This is a genomic window from Gammaproteobacteria bacterium (genome assembly GCA_036383255.1).
In the GTDB taxonomy this organism is placed as follows: domain Bacteria; phylum Pseudomonadota; class Gammaproteobacteria; order Natronospirales; family REEB76; genus DASUBN01.
Window position 1 is genome coordinate 43,355 of the sequence record DASVOS010000003.1, and the last position, 15,083, is coordinate 58,437.

Annotated in this window: 14 protein-coding genes; 8 read left to right on the forward strand and 6 right to left on the reverse strand. The window is 66.5% G+C overall.

The annotated features are described in order from the left end of the window. Positions 1 to 12 precede the first annotated feature (12 nt). The 4 genes from rpoD to rpsU all read right to left on the reverse strand — a co-directional run bounded on the left by rpoD (position 13) and on the right by rpsU (position 4,639). Complete coding sequence (gene rpoD / locus VF651_00530; GenBank protein HEX7964172.1) at positions 13 to 1,962, reverse strand: RNA polymerase sigma factor RpoD; 1,950 nt, start codon at positions 1,960 to 1,962, stop codon at positions 13 to 15. 100 nt (positions 1,963 to 2,062) lie between these two features. After that, the gene (dnaG, locus tag VF651_00535; protein HEX7964173.1) at positions 2,063 to 3,847 is read right to left on the reverse strand and encodes a DNA primase; all 1,785 of its coding nucleotides are present in this window, start codon (positions 3,845 to 3,847) and stop codon (positions 2,063 to 2,065) included. 49 nt (positions 3,848 to 3,896) lie between these two features. Further along, positions 3,897 to 4,343 (reverse strand): GatB/YqeY domain-containing protein, encoded by a 447-nt coding sequence (locus tag VF651_00540; GenBank protein HEX7964174.1) that lies wholly within the window; start codon positions 4,341 to 4,343, stop codon positions 3,897 to 3,899. Between the two features lie 80 nt (positions 4,344 to 4,423). Continuing rightward, on the reverse strand, positions 4,424 to 4,639 hold the full coding sequence (gene rpsU, locus VF651_00545) for a 30S ribosomal protein S21 (GenBank protein HEX7964175.1): 216 nt from the start codon (positions 4,637 to 4,639) through the stop codon (positions 4,424 to 4,426). A 118-nt stretch (positions 4,640 to 4,757) separates the two neighbouring features. On the opposite strand from rpsU, the gene tsaD reads away from it, so the two are divergent. The 7 genes from tsaD to VF651_00580 all read left to right on the forward strand — a co-directional run bounded on the left by tsaD (position 4,758) and on the right by VF651_00580 (position 11,290). Next, positions 4,758 to 5,768, forward strand: coding sequence for a tRNA (adenosine(37)-N6)-threonylcarbamoyltransferase complex transferase subunit TsaD (gene tsaD, locus VF651_00550; GenBank protein ID HEX7964176.1), 1,011 nt, complete (start codon positions 4,758 to 4,760; stop codon positions 5,766 to 5,768). A 16-nt stretch (positions 5,769 to 5,784) separates the two neighbouring features. Continuing rightward, a complete protein-coding gene (folB, locus tag VF651_00555; GenBank protein HEX7964177.1) occupies positions 5,785 to 6,141 on the forward strand; it encodes a dihydroneopterin aldolase in 357 nt (118 codons plus the stop codon). Then, positions 6,138 to 6,614, forward strand: a complete 477-nt coding sequence (gene folK / locus VF651_00560; protein HEX7964178.1) for a 2-amino-4-hydroxy-6-hydroxymethyldihydropteridine diphosphokinase — start codon at positions 6,138 to 6,140, stop codon at positions 6,612 to 6,614. Before folB ends, folK begins: the two co-directional genes overlap by 4 nt. A gap of 110 nt (positions 6,615 to 6,724) precedes the next feature. Further along, positions 6,725 to 7,882 carry a dTDP-4-amino-4,6-dideoxygalactose transaminase gene (gene rffA, locus VF651_00565; protein HEX7964179.1) on the forward strand — a complete coding sequence of 386 codons (1,158 nt, stop codon included), beginning with the start codon at positions 6,725 to 6,727 and terminating at the stop codon, positions 7,880 to 7,882. Further along, the gene (locus VF651_00570) at positions 7,882 to 8,859 is read left to right on the forward strand and encodes a glycosyltransferase family 2 protein (GenBank protein ID HEX7964180.1); all 978 of its coding nucleotides are present in this window, start codon (positions 7,882 to 7,884) and stop codon (positions 8,857 to 8,859) included. Before rffA ends, VF651_00570 begins: the two co-directional genes overlap by 1 nt. A gap of 3 nt (positions 8,860 to 8,862) precedes the next feature. Then, positions 8,863 to 9,825 carry a lysylphosphatidylglycerol synthase transmembrane domain-containing protein gene (locus VF651_00575; GenBank protein ID HEX7964181.1) on the forward strand — a complete coding sequence of 321 codons (963 nt, stop codon included), beginning with the start codon at positions 8,863 to 8,865 and terminating at the stop codon, positions 9,823 to 9,825. Between the two features lies 1 nt (position 9,826). Next, positions 9,827 to 11,290 carry a hypothetical protein gene (locus VF651_00580; GenBank protein ID HEX7964182.1) on the forward strand — a complete coding sequence of 488 codons (1,464 nt, stop codon included), beginning with the start codon at positions 9,827 to 9,829 and terminating at the stop codon, positions 11,288 to 11,290. Here VF651_00580 and VF651_00585 read toward each other — a convergent pair. Both VF651_00585 and VF651_00590 read right to left on the reverse strand, forming a co-directional pair. Next, positions 11,287 to 13,056 carry a hypothetical protein gene (locus VF651_00585; GenBank protein ID HEX7964183.1) on the reverse strand — a complete coding sequence of 590 codons (1,770 nt, stop codon included), beginning with the start codon at positions 13,054 to 13,056 and terminating at the stop codon, positions 11,287 to 11,289. The genes VF651_00580 and VF651_00585 overlap by 4 nt on opposite strands. A gap of 77 nt (positions 13,057 to 13,133) precedes the next feature. Then, the gene (locus tag VF651_00590) at positions 13,134 to 13,883 is read right to left on the reverse strand and encodes a pteridine reductase (protein HEX7964184.1); all 750 of its coding nucleotides are present in this window, start codon (positions 13,881 to 13,883) and stop codon (positions 13,134 to 13,136) included. A gap of 23 nt (positions 13,884 to 13,906) precedes the next feature. Here VF651_00590 and VF651_00595 point away from each other — a divergent pair, with 23 nt between their 5' ends. Beyond that, positions 13,907 to 15,073: an SAM-dependent methyltransferase gene (locus VF651_00595; protein HEX7964185.1), complete on the forward strand. Its 1,167-nt coding sequence runs from the start codon at positions 13,907 to 13,909 to the stop codon at positions 15,071 to 15,073. Positions 15,074 to 15,083 lie beyond the last annotated feature (10 nt).

Here is a 15,083-nt window from a genome sequence, read left to right on the forward strand (position 1 = left end):
ACCCTTCCGGGCTTAAGAATTTTCGTCCAGGAAGCTGCGCAGCTGCTCGCTGCGGGACGGGTGGCGCAGCTTGCGCAGCGCCTTCGCCTCGATCTGGCGGATGCGCTCGCGGGTCACGTCGAACTGCTTGCCCACCTCTTCCAGGGTGTGGTCGGTGTTCATGTCGATGCCGAAGCGCATGCGCAGCACCTTGGCCTCGCGCGGCGTCAGGCTCGCCAGCACCGAGTGGGTGGCCTCGCGCAGGCCCTCGGCGGTCGCCGCGTCCACCGGGGAGGTGGCGTTGGCGTCCTCGATGAAGTCTCCCAGGTGGGAGTCCTCGTCGTCGCCGATCGGCGTCTCCATGGAGATCGGCTCCTTGGCAATCTTGAGCACCTTGCGGACCTTGTCCTCGGGCATCTCCATGCGCACCGCCAGCTCCTCCGGGGTGGCCTCGCGGCCCATCTCCTGGAGCATCTGGCGGCTGATGCGGTTCAGCTTGTTGATGGTCTCGATCATATGCACCGGGATGCGGATGGTGCGCGCCTGGTCCGCGATGGAGCGGGTGATGGCCTGGCGGATCCACCAGGTGGCGTAGGTCGAGAACTTGTAGCCGCGGCGGTACTCGAACTTGTCCACGGCCTTCATCAGGCCGATGTTGCCCTCCTGGATCAGGTCCAGGAACTGCAGGCCGCGGTTGGTGTACTTCTTGGCGATGGAGATCACGAGGCGCAGGTTCGCCTCCACCATCTCCTTCTTGGCGCGGCGGGCCTTGGCCTCGCCGATGGACATCTGGCGGTTGATCTCCTTCAGCGCCCCGATGGAGAGGTGGGTCTCCGCCTCCATGGCGCGCAGGCGGTTCTGCAGGCGCACCACGTCGTCGCGCTGCTTGCCGAGCGCGGAGGACCACTTGCGCTTGGACTTGATCTGCCGGTCCAGCCAGCGGGTGTTGGTCTCGTTGTCCGGGAAGCTCTTGATGAAGTCCTTGCGCGGCATGCCGGCCTTCTGCACGCACAGCATCATGATCTGGCGCTCGTGGGCGCGGATGGTCTCCACCAGGCGGCGCAGGTTGCCGGTGAGGGTGTCGGTCATGCGCGGCGTGAGCTTGAGCCGCATCATGGTCTCGACGAGCTGCTTGCGCAGGCGGACCGTGGTCTTGTGGTCCACGCCGTTCTTGATCAGCGACTTCATGGCCTTGTCGTGGGCCTTGCGCAGCTCGCTGAAGTGGCGGGCGGCTTCCTCCGGATCCGGGCCGGTGTCGGCCGGGTTCTCGGCGTCGCCGTCGGCGGACTCTTCCTCTTCCTCGGCGCCAGGCTTGGCGCCCTTGGCAGCCTTGGCGGGCTTGCCCTTGGCGGCGGCCGGAGCCTCGACCTCGCCTTCCTCGTCCGCCTCGGCCTCGGCCACGGCTTCACCGTCCACCGTCACCTCGGGGCTGGGCTGGGCCACGGCGATGTCGGCGTTGGGATCGATGAAGCCGGCGATGATGTCCGTGAGCTTGGTGCGGCCTTCCGCGATGCCGGCGTACTCGGAGAGCAGCAGGGCGGTGGTGGCGGGGTAGGTGGCGACAGAGCCCAGCACCTGGTTCAGGCCTTCCTCGATGCGCTTGGCGATGCGGATCTCGCCCTCGCGGGTGAGCAGTTCCACGGTGCCCATCTCGCGCATGTACATGCGCACCGGGTCCGTGGTGCGGCCGAACTCGGCGTCCAGCGCCAGGGCCGCGGCGGCCTCCTCGGCGGCTTCCTCGTCGTCGTCGCCGTTGGTGGGCGCGTTGTCCGCCAGCAGCAGCTGCTCGGCGTCCGGGGCCTCCTCGTGGACCGGGATGCCCATGTCGTTGATCATCGCGATGATCTCTTCGATCTGCTCCGGATCGACGATCTCGTTGGGCAGGTGGTCGTTCACCTCGGCATAGGTGAGGTAGCCCTGCTCCTTGCCCTTGGCAATGAGGATCTTGAGCTGCGACTGGCGGTCGTCGGTCTTCTGGTTCATGGTGTCTCTACGGGCTTGGAGGCCCCCGCCTTATGTCCACGGGCGGAAGCCGGAGTGAAACGCTCTAGTTTATCAGAAACCTGGGTTTTTTCCAGGTAAATCAATCGCTTTTGACGCTATCTGTACCCGGTTTCCGGCCTCTCTCCGCGAGCAAACGCGTCAATTCCGCGTTTTCGGCGCTGTTCAGGGGCCGTTTACGGGATTCCGCGATGAGTTCGTCCAACCGGGCCTGGGGGCCTGCCGCGCGGAATTGGGCCAGGTAGGCCAGGAACTGCTTGTCCAGGCCTTCCTCGGGCAGGGCCACGTCCGCCTGGGCCACCCGGTTCAGCTTGGCCCAGGCCTCGGGGTCCTCCCGCCAATGCTCCAGGATCACCGCTTCGTTCATATGGGGTCCGGACTGGGCGAAAACCAGTAATGACCGGAACAGATCCAGTTCCCGGCCGCCCCCCAGATCCTGGGGGTCCCCGGCCAGCATGGCCAGGGCGGGTTGGTGGAGGAGGCAGCCTATGGCCATCTCCACCGGAGAGAGCATGGACGGCCTGCCCGGGTGGCGGGCAGGGGCCCGGCCTGCCGGGCTGGCTGACTGCCGGTCAGTGGCCGCCTGGTTAAGCATAGTCAACTTTCCGGGCTCCATATCGGCGAGCTTGCCCAGCTCCTTGCGCAACATCTCCTTGAACGCGCCGGCCGGCAGACGGTTGAAGTGGGGTGCAGCCAGGTGCAGCAGCCGGGCCCGGCCGTCCGGGGTCTTCATGTCTGTCTGGGTGCTCAGGCTGTCCAGGAGATAGGCCGAGAGGGGGATGGCCTCGCGGGCGATGCGCCGCTCGAACTCCTCCTGCCCCTCCTTGCGCACCAGGGTGTCCGGGTCCTCGCCCTCTGGCAGGAACAGGAAGCGGATGGTGCGGCCGTCCTGGGCCTCCGGCAGGGCGTTCTCCAGGGCCCGCCAGGCGGCGGCGCGGCCGGCCCGGTCGCCGTCGAAGCAGAACACCACTTCCGGCGTCACGCGGAACAGTTTCTTCAGGTGGTCAGCCGTGGTGGAGGTGCCGAGGGTCGCCACTGCGTAGCGCACGCCGTACTGGGCCAGCGCCACCACGTCCATGTAGCCCTCCACCACCAGGAGGCGCGGGATGTTGCGCAAGGCCTGGCAGGCCTCGTAGAGGCCGTAGAGTTCCTGGCCCTTGTGGAAGAGCGGCGTCTCCGGCGAGTTCAGGTACTTGGGTTCCTCCTTCACGATCACGCGGCCGCCGAAGCCGATGATGCGTCCCGCCCGGTCGCGGATGGGGAACATGATCCGTTCGCGGAAGCGGTCGTGGAAGGGGTGCTCGCCGGCCTTCTCTATCAGCATGCCGGTCTCGAGCAGGCGCTTGCGCCGCTCGTCGGTGTCGCCCACGGCCTTCAGCAGGTTGTCCCAGCCGGCGGGCGCGAAGCCCATGCCGAAGTCGCGGGCGATCTCGCCCGTGAGCCCGCGGCCCTTGAGGTAGTCGATGGCCACCTGGGAGTTCTTGAGCTGCTCCTTGTAGAAGTTCGCAGCCCTGTCCAGCACCTCGTAGAGAGGCGCCTTGGAGACCCCCTGCACCTGGCTCTCGCCCTGTTCCACCGGCACTTCCATGCCCACCAGGGAAGCCAATTCCTGCACCGCTTCCCGGAACTCCATGTGGTCGTATTCGATGAGGAAGGAGAGCGCGGTGCCATGGGCGCCGCAGCCGAAGCAGTGGTAGAACTGCTTCACCGGGCTCACGTAGAAGGACGGGCTCTTCTCGTTGTGGAACGGGCAGCAGGCGGCGAACTCGCGGCCCTGCTTCTTCAGGGGCACGCGCTTGTCGATGAGCTCGACGATGTCGACTCTACCGAGCAGCTCTTCTATGAACTGTTGGGGTATGCGAGCCATGGGGTCCCGGTGAAGCGTGGACTATCAGAGGATAGTCCACGCTTGGGAATCAGCCGCCCAACTTCGACTTAATCTTCGCACTGACGGCACTCATGTCCGCCTTGCCCGCGACCTTGGGCTTCAGGATGCCCATGACCTTGCCCATGTCCTTCACGGAAGCCGCGCCGGACTCGGCTACGGCGGCGGCCACCAGCTGGTCCAGCTCGGCATCCGAGAGCTGCGCCGGCAGGTAAGCCTGGATGATCTTGATCTCGGCTTCTTCCTTGGCCACGAGGTCCGGGCGGTTGCCCTGGGTGAACTGGGCCACGGACTCGCGGCGCTGCTTCAGCATCTTCTCCAGGATCGAGAGCACCTGGGCGTCGTCCAGCACGATACGCTCGTCCACTTCCTTCTGCTTGAGGGCGGCGAGGATCAAGCGGATAACGCCGAGGCGGTCCTTGGCGCCGGACTTCATGGACTCCTTCATATCGTTCGTGATCTGTTCTTTGAGAGCCATGTGAGTACCTCGTTAGCAGAAAAAGAAACGGCGCTTTCTTTCGGAAGCGCCGCTCTTCGGATCGAAACTTGAAGCCGGGATCAGTAGAGACGCGTGCGGCGGGCGGACTCGCGCGACAGCTTCTTCATGTGGCGCTTCACGGCCGCGGCCTGCTTGCGCTTGCGCTCCTGGGTCGGCTTTTCGTAGAACTCGCGGCGGCGCAGCTCGGTCATCACGCCGGCCTTCTCGCAGGCGCGCTTGAAGCGGCGCAGGGCGGCGTCGAAATGCTCGTTTTCCTTGACACGTACGCTGGGCATTCGCGGGTCCTTGAAAAGTAGGGTTTTCAGGGGCTTAGGGCCCCGGCAAAGGGGCGGAATTGTACTGTCCGGCGTGTAGAATTGCAAAGCCCGCCCACCCGAAGACCCCTCTGCCCCCATGCGAGTCCTTGGCATAGAGACCTCCTGCGACGAGACCGGCGTGGCCGTGTACGACACGTCCCGGGGTCTCCTGGCCCATGCCCTCTACAGCCAGATCAAGCTACACCGGGAGTACGGCGGGGTGGTACCTGAGCTGGCCTCCCGGGACCACGTCCAGAAGCTCCTGCCCATGGTCCAGAAGGTGGTGGCGGAGGCGGGTGGCCCCGGGACCCTGGACGGGGTGGTCTATACCGCCGGCCCGGGCTTGGTGGGGGCGCTCCTGGTGGGAGCGTGCCTCGGCCGTTCCCTGGCCTTCGCCTGGGGGGTGCCGGCCCTGGGAGTGCACCACATGGAAGGCCACCTCCTGGCCCCCATGCTGGAGGACCCGAAACCCGATTTCCCCTTCATCGCTCTCCTGGTGTCCGGCGGCCACAGCCTGCTGGTGGAGGTGGAGGGCGTGGGCCGCTACCGGACCCTCGGCGAGTCCATCGACGATGCCGCCGGCGAGGCCTTCGACAAGGTGGCCAAGCTCCTCAAGCTCCCCTATCCCGGCGGTCCTGCCCTCGCGAAGCTGGCGGAGCAGGGGCGCCCCGGCAAATACGACCTGCCGCGGCCCATGACCGACCGGCCCGGCCTCGACATGAGCTTCAGCGGTCTCAAGACCGCCGTGTTGGTCCTGCTCAAGTCGTTGCCCGACGCCGATGAGCAGACCAAGGCAGACGTGGCCCGCGCCTTCGAAGACGCCGTCGTCGACACACTCAGTATCAAGTGCGAGCGCGCGCTCAAGCAGACCGGCCAGCGGCGCCTCGTGGTAGCGGGCGGCGTGGGCGCCAACAAGCGTCTGCGTGCGCGCCTCAAGGAGATGGCGGCGAAACTGGGCGGCGAGGTGTACTACCCGCGTCCCGAGTTCTGCACCGACAACGGCGCCATGATCGCCTACGCCGGCGCGCTCAGGCTCGCTTCCGGTGCGTCCGCGGCGAGCCCGGTCACCGCGCGCTGGCCCCTCGATTCCCTGGCCGCGCCCCAATAAAGTAGAGAGCATGGGCATGGATATAGTTTTCATCCGCGACCTCAAGGTGGACACGCTGGTCGGCATCTACGACTGGGAGCGACGCCTGCGCCAGCATGTGATCCTCGACCTCGACATGGGCACCGACATCGCCAAGGCGGCCAAGAGCGACCACATCGACGACACCCTGGACTACAAGGCCGTCTCCAAGCGCGTGATGCAGTTCGTGCGCGAGTCCGAGTTCCAGCTCGTCGAGACCCTGGCGGAGAAAGTGGCCGGCATCGTGATGCAGGAGTTCGGCGTGAAGTGGGTGAAGGTCACGCTGCACAAGCCGGGTGCCGTGAGCGGCACGAAATCAGTAGGGATCATCATCGAGCGCGGGACACGCGCTTGACCCAGGTCTACGTCGGCATCGGCAGCAACGTGCAGCCGGAACAGCACGTGGCCAAGGCGGTGGAACTGATGCGCGCCCGCTTCGGCCGGGTCAGCCTCTCGCCCATCTACAGGAACAAGGCCGTGGGCTTCGAGGGGGACGACTTCCTCAACGCCGTGGCGGGCTTCGAGACCGGCCTCCCGGTGGCGGAGCTCAAGACCGCCTTGGACAACGTCGAAGTCCTCTGCGGCCGCGAGCGGGGCGCCGCGCGCTTCGCCCCCCGCACCCTCGACCTGGACCTCCTGCTCTACGGCGACCGGGTGGACGAGGCGGAGCGGCTGCCGCGCAAGGAGATCCTGAAGTACGCCTTCGTGCTCAAGCCCCTGGCGGATATCGCCGGCGCCGAACGGCACCCGATCACCGGCCAGACGTTCGCCGAGCATTGGAGCGCGTTCCAGGGCGAGGGAGGCTCACTGGAGGTCCAGGACCTATAGGGGGCGCGGGGTTTTAGCCGGCCCAAGCGCCGGATATAAAGGTAAAATGGCCGCTTTCCACAGCCCCTAACTGCGGTCCCGGCACGATGCTGGGCGCTGAGCGCGGAACCATGGACAAGATACGCTTCAACTATCCTCACGCCACCGGCCGCGAGCTCGAGGCCATCCGCGACGCCATCGAGAAGGGCCATCTCTCCGGCAACGGCCCCTACGGCAAGAAGTGCCAGGCCTGGCTCGAGCAGAACATCGGCAGCCCCAAGGCGCTGCTCACCCACTCCTGCACCGCGGCCCTCGAGATGGCCGCGATCCTCGCCGACCTCGGTCCCGGCGACGAAGTCATCATGCCGTCCTACACCTTCGTCTCCACCGCCAACGCGGTGGTGCTGCGCGGCGCCACGCCGGTGTTCGTGGACATCCGCCCCGACACCCTGAACCTGGACGAGCGGCTCGTCGAGTCCGCCATCACTCCGCGCACCAAGGCCATCTTCGTGGTGCACTACGCGGGCGTCGCCTGCAACATGGAAGTCATCGACGCCATCGCCAGGAAGCACGGCCTGCTGGTGCTGGCGGATTCCGCCCAGGCCATCCACTCCACGTACAAGGGCAAGCCGCTGGCCGGCTACGGCGCGCTCTCGGCGCTCAGCTTCCACGAGACCAAGAACGTCATCTCAGGCGAAGGCGGCGCGCTGCTGGTCAACGACCCGCGCTTCGCGGAGCGTGCCGAGATCATCTGGGAGAAAGGCACCAACCGTTCCAAGTTCTTCCGCGGCCAGGTGGACAAGTACACCTGGGTGGACGTGGGATCCTCCTTCTTGCCGAGCGAGCTCATCGCCGCCTTCCTGTGGCCGCAGCTGGAGGACTTGAAGCCCATCACCGCGCGCCGCATGCAGATCTGGGAGCAGTACCACCAGGCGCTCAAGCCGTTGCGCGACGCGGGCCGCATCCAGGGACCGACCATCCCGGCGGACTGCGAGCACAACGCCCACATGTACTACATCCTCGCCGGCAGCCACGCCGAACAGGACCGGATCCTGGAGCACCTGAAGTCCAAGGGCGTGATGGCGGTGTTCCACTACATCCCGCTGCACAGCGCGCCCGCCGGCAGGCGCTTCGGCCGCACCCACGGCGGCGACCTCAAGGTCACCGATGACCTCTACGCGCGCCTGATCCGCCTGCCGCTGTGGCCCGACATGACCGAAGGCGACATCGCGCGCGTCACCGGCGCGGTGCAGGAAGTGCTGGCGCAGCCCGCGCAGCGCCGCGCCTGATGGCTGCGCCCCGCACCCGCAAGGCCGCGCTGCCGCACACCGCGCCGGTGGCGCTCTCGGTGGTGGTGCCGGTGTACATGAACCGCGGCGGCCTGGAGGAGTTCTTCCGCCGCGTGAAGCCGGTGCTGGAGGCCGTGACCCGGCACTGGGAAGTCATCATGGTGGATGACGGCAGCACCGACGGCAGCTATACGGTGCTGCAGAAGCTGCGCGCCGCCGAACCGCGCGTGAAGCTCATCCAGTTCGGCCACAACCACGGCCAGCATCACGCCATCCTCTGCGGCCTGCAGCATAGCCGCGGCGATGCCGTCATCACCCTCGACGACGACCTGCAGAACCCGCCGGAGGAGATCCCGCGCTTCCTCGCGGCGCTGGCCGAGGGCCATCACATCGTCATCGGCCGCATCGCCGAGAAGAAGAAGCACGGCTGGTTCAGGAACCTCGGCAGCCGCTCGGTCCAGGCCATGACCAACATGATCCTGGGGAAGCCCAAGCACCTCAGGTTCTCCAGCTACCGGGCCTTCTCGCGCGAGGCGGTGGATGCCATCGCCGCCTATAAGGGCGTGCATCCCTACCTGCCGGCGCTGATCCTGGGCTCGGTGCCTACGGAATCCATCGTCAACATCGACGTGCGCCACGACCCGCGGCACCACGGCCGCAGCACCTACACCCTGCGCAAGCTGGTCAAGCTGGCCTCGTACCTGCTCATCAACCACTCCTTCATCCCGCTGCGCCTCATGATCTACTGGGGCATGCTGGTGAGCCTGGGGAGCCTGGCCTTCGCGGTGTACGTGATCGTGCGGGCGCTGTTCTGGCAGCACACCGGCGTCATGGGCTGGCCGTCGCTGGCGGTGCTGATCTCGTTCTTCTCCGGCAACATCCTCCTCGCCCTGGGCGTGCTCGGCGAGTACATCGGCCGCCTGGTGCAGGAATCCGCCACCAACCTGCAGTTCTATATATTCCGCAAGGAGCTCTGATCCATGGGCGGTAAGCGGCTCGCCGGCAAGGTGTTGCGGGTGCTGGTGAGCCTCGCCATGGTGGGCGGCATCTTCTACCTTGCGCGCAAGTACGACGTGGCGAGCGCCTTCAGGGACACCGATCCCTTGTTCATCGCGCTCGGCATCGCGAGCTACCTCGGCGGCCAGCTGGTGGCGGCGGTGCGCTGGCACAGGCTCTTGCACAAGAGCGGCTTCCGGCCGGCGTTCCTGGCGGTGCTGCGGGCCAACACCATCGGCATGTACAGCAGCAACTTCCTGCCCGGTGTGGCGGGCGGCGACCTGGTGCGGCCCCTGGCCCTGTATGGCGCCGCCTCGGCCCACAAGCCGCAGCTCTATGCCAGCGTGGTGTTCGAGCGCCTCTGTGGCATCGGCTCCATCGTGCTGTTGGCCACCGTGGGCGGTGCCTGGCTGGGGGTCAACCGCGGGGATTGGCGTTATCTCACGGTGGCGGGCGTGATCCTGGCGGCGATCCTGGCGGCACTCTGGCTGGTGCAGCTTGCCCGGCATGCGCGGCTCAAGGGCGGGTCGCGCATCGTGCGCCTGCTGCGCGCGCTCAAGGAGGGCAGTGACCACCTGATGCGCTATGCGCTCGCGCCCGGCACCGTGCTCATGGTGCTGGCCTATAGCGTGCTGTTCCAGATGGGCTATATCCTCATGTTCTGGTGCTTCCTCACGAGCCTGGGGGGCCATGCCTCTCTGTTCTCGGTGGTGCTGGCGGCGCCGCTCGCCTGGCTGGCGTCCATGACGCCCATCTCCCTGAACGGCTTGGGCGTGCGCGAGGGCGCGCTCATCGTGGTGCTGATGCAGCTCGGCGTACCGCGCGCAGCAGTCACCGGCGCGGCGCTCCTCGGTCTCGTGCCGCTGTTCCTGGTCTCGGCCCTGGGCGCGCTCTGGTCCCTCAAGATCTTCAGCCGCTTCGGCGCGCATGCCCGGGCGGAGGACTGACATGTCGAACGTCTTCGCGCTCACCGACTTCCGCGCGTTCCTGGTCCGGCGCTTCGGGGCCGTGATCGTGACATGCTTCATCGTGCTGTGTACCGTCGGCATGGTGTATTACGTGTACTTCGCGGCTCCCGACAGCATCACGCGCGACGAGTGGAAGTTCATGCCGGTGCTGCGGCACTGGTACTCCGGGCAGCTGACCTTGTCCGACATCTGGGACACCAACTCGCCGGGTTCAGAGCACCGTACTCCGGCTTTCCGGCTCTACTTCATCGCCAACGCGGCACTGTTCGGGCTGGACGTCAGGCTCGGTTGTTACATCGGCGTACTCGCCCTGGGCTTGCTCGCCCTGTGCCTATACCGGCATTTCATCCGCTCCGGCACGGCTGCCCCGGAGACTTTCGATCATCTTGCGTTCATCCCCGTGGCATTGGGCGTCTTCAGTTTCGCGCAGTCACATTTCTACACCTACGACTTGCTCGCGATGTTCGCCATCGTGGGCACCTTCTGGTTCGTCGCCTTGTGGACCGCGATGGACTCCAGGCTGCGCACTCCCCAGCCGTGGTGGCGCTATGCCGGGCTGATGGTGAGCATGGTGCTGGCACTGGTGTTGTTCGGCGCCGGCAAGGGGCCGGCGATAGTCCTGGCCACCCTGGTGATGATCGTATCGCTTGCGGTACAGGCGGAGGGCGGCAAGGGCACCGGGTTCCGGATGCTGGCCTGGATGGGCGCAGCGCTGCTGGCAGCGGAGTCCATCTACTGGTATGGCGGGGCAGGCAAGATGGACTCCGGCATGCTGGGAAGCTTCATCGGCAGGATCTCGGACGACCCGCTCGGGGCTGCCGAATATGTATTGCATGCCCTCGGCGCCAGCGTCGTGATCGACGTGGGCCTTCAGAGGCTCGCCGTCGGGACGGACACGGTGGGTCTGGCGGTGCTGGCGTTCAGCTTGCTGGCGCTCTATCTCTATCTGCGCATGCGCCTATATCGCCAGAGCCTGGTGCCGCTGACCATGGCGTTGTTCGTCGGCGGGTACCTCGGCGAGCTTCTCATCGCCCGTTTCGGCCGGGGCACGGAGAACGGCGCCGCGCCACGCTACGTGTTCACCGACCATCTCCTGGCCGTGGCCTGCCTCTTCGTGTGCGCCATGGCGCTGCGCCGGCTCCATGCCGCGGGCAGGCGGCGGTTGTCCGCGGGCCTGCTGGCCTTGCTCGTGCTCGGCGTGGCATCGCTGGAAGGCTACAACCTTTCAGTGGATCTCGATGGCTTGAGCGCTCACAAGCGCTCGCAGGACCGGGCGGTCGCGATCGCGAAGGCACGCCTTGCCGGCGCCAGTACGCCCTATCCCCGCTGGTACTGCCCTAGCCCGAGAGTCTGTGACGAAGGAGTCAGGTTCCTCGCGGCACATCGCCTCAGCTTCTTCCACGAGCCGCGGGGCAAGCGGCATCCGCGCCACCGAAAACCTTAGTTTTCGTCGTCGTCATCGTCCTGCTCATCGCTCTCCTGGGCATCATCAGGGCCCTTGGTCACTATCTTGGGTAGGGCCTTGCCCGACGCAGGACCGGCGATGTGCACCTCGAAGAGGTTGAGGTGGTAGTCACGCATGATCTCCTGCCCTGCAAGGGCGAGCGAGTAATGTTCCACGAAATATTGCTGCAGGTTCTCGAGCCGGTGCAGGGTCGTGAAGACGTAGACCGGCTGGCCTTTTATCAGGGCATCGGCCAGGGACCGGGTGCCGGTGTAATGCTCCAGGTTGTCCAGGGTATAGGGGGCGAGCTGCATGGAACCCAATGAGTACAAGTCTGGATCGCAGGCCGGGCCCTTGTCTCCAGGATGATAGAGGTTCCGGTATGGGAACCTTCCCCATATCACCAGCAGCCTTTGATGGGATACCTGGCAGACCTCCCGTGCAAACCGCGCTGTCGGGCTCGCCTTCGGATTGAAGGCATGCACCACCATCGGGGTGGCGAGGAGCACCAGGCCGGCGACGCCGGCGAGATGCATGCGCCAGCGGGTCTCGGGAGCGAAAGCCATCAGCGACAGGACCGATATCGCCGCCAGCGGGGGTATGTAGACGCGCGTGACGCCGCCCCGGCCCAGCAAATAGAGCACGCCCATGCCCAGCAGGAAGAGGCCGAACGCCGCTGCCGTCCGCGGATCCCTGCGGAAGTTCAACAGCACCAGCAGAGGGATCAGCCAGAACAGCTTCTTGAACTGGTCCCTGTCGAAATTGCGGAGTACGTGAGGATACTTCCTGGCGTTCAGGTCGAGGCGCTCCTGCCACGGGAGGCCTGCCAGGATCCTGGAGAACGCCGCTCCGTCGAAGACACGGGTGTCCTGGTAGAACCACTGCTGGATCAGCTGGATGTCGTTCCTGCTGATCTTGGACCCCTCCAGGCTCTCCGGGTGCAGGGAGAAATACTTCCCGGCCCTGTAGTCCGTGAACTGCACCCGCACGGGATTGATGTCGCGGAACGGTTTCCACTCGTCGGATGAGTAATACGCCTTGTTCGCGACGTAGGCGGACGACAAAAGCACGAGCATCGCTGCGGCGAACAGCGCGGTGCGCCTGAACCGCTCACCCGAGAACGCGGCGCGGGAAGGCAACAGGCGTGGTACCGCCAGCAGCAGCGGGCAGGCGACGCCCAGCACGAAGACGAACTCGGTCATCCGCACGATGCTCGCCAGGAACAGCAGCGCACCCGCCAGGGACAAGGTCACCAGGGAGTGGGACTCCCGCCAGGCCACGAAGACCGCCAGGCCTGCGATGGCGACATAGCCCGCCACGATCGTGAACTGGGGGACGACGAGCACCGGGGAATACATCAGCAGCAGTATCGCGGCGCCCAGCCAGGGGGAGGCGTGCAGCCGCTGCAGGCTCGCGGCTATCGCCAGGAACGAGGCGAACAGGAGACCGTAGGTGGCGAGCGCATAGCCGGTGACGCCGCCTGCGTCCGGCAGGTGCATCACTATCCAGCCCCAGATGACGTTCGAGAATATGAGGCCCGCGGAGGGATGGGCCGCGATCCCGAAGCCACCCGAGATCATGGCCATGCCGATGTCGTCGTTGGTGGCCCAGATCTTGTTGGAGGTGAGCATCTCGGCCACCAGTAGCACCAGCGCCAGCGCGTAGGGCAGCCAGGTGCCGTGGAACCAGGACTTGAAGCGGGGATGCATGAGCGCCGCGGCGTGGCCGGAGACGGCCTGCGGCCAGTTGGCAGGAAACAGGATCAAGGAGGCCTCCCCGCTTGGCGGTTCCACGATGGCCGCCGGCTTGCCCGCCGTTATTCTAGCGGAGCAGCGCGGCCGGTCTACCAGCCGATGCTGCGCCCGCCATCCACGGCGAGGATCTGGCCGGTGACATAGTCCGCGTCGCGGACGAGATAGATGATCGCGCCGGCCACGTCTTCCGGCGAGCCCTTGCGCTTCAGCGCCGTGGCCTCGAGTATGGACTTCTTGGTGGCCGCATCCATGGGCGCCTCGGGCCACAGCACCGGCCCCGGCGCGACCCCGTTCACCCGCACTTCCGGCCCCAGCTCCTTGGCGAGCGACAGCGTGAGCATCACCAGGCCCGCCTTTGCGGCGCAGTACACCGTGTGCTCCCGCAGCGGCCGGTAGGCGTGGATGTCGATCATGTTCACGATGCAGCCGTGGTTCTTCCTGAGATGCGGCGCCGCGGCCTGGGCCAGGAACAGGGGCGCCTTGAGGTTGCTGCCCATGAGGTCGTCCCAGTCATCCTCGCCGATGCTGCCGAGCGGCGTCGGCCGGAAGCTGGAGGCGTTGTTCACCAGCACGTCCAGGCCGTCCCACTGCAGCGCGGCTTTGACCAGGGATTCGAGTCCCTGGGTGTTGCCGAGGTCCGCCTGGGCGATGGCAGCGGAATCGCGGCGGGCGCCGTTCAGCTCCTTGGCGAGTGCCACCGCCTCTGCTTCGGACCTGTTGTAGTGCAGCAAGAGGTTCATGCCCTCCGCATGCAGCGCGCGGGCGGTCACGGCGCCCAGGCGCTTGGCGGCGCCGGTCACGAGCGCGGTGCGGCCGGCGAGCTTTGAGGTATTCTTCATGAGCATCATTAGAGCAGAAATCCTTGCTGCCCATCACCCAGAACTATGTTGACCTGCCGCTGCCCACGCCTGACGCGCTGGCCCACAGCGCGCGGCTCTCGGCGCGCATCCACGAGGCCATACACGGCGCGGGCGGACGCATCCCCTTCAGCCGCTACATGGAACTGGCGCTCTACGCTCCGGGCCTCGGCTACTACAGTGCCGGCGCCCGCAAGTTCGGCGCCGCCGGTGACTTCATCACCGCGCCCGAGCTCTCGCCGCTCTTCTCCCGCTGCCTCGCGCGTCAGTGCGCGGAAGTGTTGGACGGGGTGGAGGGAGGCTCCATCCTCGAACTTGGCGCAGGTTCCGGCATCATGGCGGCGGACATGCTGCTGGAGTTGCAGGCGCTCGATTCGCTCCCGGAGGAATACCTCATCCTGGAGGTCAGCGCCGAACTCAAAGAGCGCCAGCGCGCGACGCTGGCGGCGAAGGTGCCCGGCTTCGCCGCCAAGATACGCTGGCTCGATGCGCTGCCCGGGCGGTTCACCGGGGTCATCGTCGGCAACGAAGTGCTGGACGCGCTGCCGGTGGAGCGCTTCCGGCGCGCGGCCGGAGATTACGAAGAATACTGCGTGCGCAGTGAAGGCGAAGGTTTCGCCTGGACCACGCGCCCGGCCGGCGAGCAGCTGGCGGCGGCGCTTGCGGCCCTGGAGACCACGCTGCCGGCACCCTTGGCGGCAGGTTATGAGTCTGAGATCTGCCTCGGCGCCGCTTCGCTGGTCGCGAGCCTCGCTGCTTGCCTCGCACGCGGCGCGCTGTTGCTCCTGGACTACGGCTACCCCCGCGCCGCGTATTACCACCCCGAGCGCAGCATGGGCACGCTCATGTGCCACTACCGGCAGCGGGCTCATGGCGACCCGTTCCTGTACCCCGGCCTCCAGGACATCACTGCCCACGTGGACTTCACCGCCGTGGCGGAGGCGGGCACTGGCGCGGGGCTGGAACTCGCGGGCTACACCACCCAGGCCCATTTCCTCATGGCACTGGGCATCGCCGGTCTTGCGGACACCGGCATGCGCGCCGCTCAGCAGGTGAAGCTGCTCACGCTGCCCGAGGAGATGGGCGAGCGCTTCAAGGCCATCGGGTTCACGCGGGGAGTGGACGCGTCCCTCCAGGGTTTCGCGCTCAGGGACCTGACCCGCACGCTCTGAGAGGGTCGCA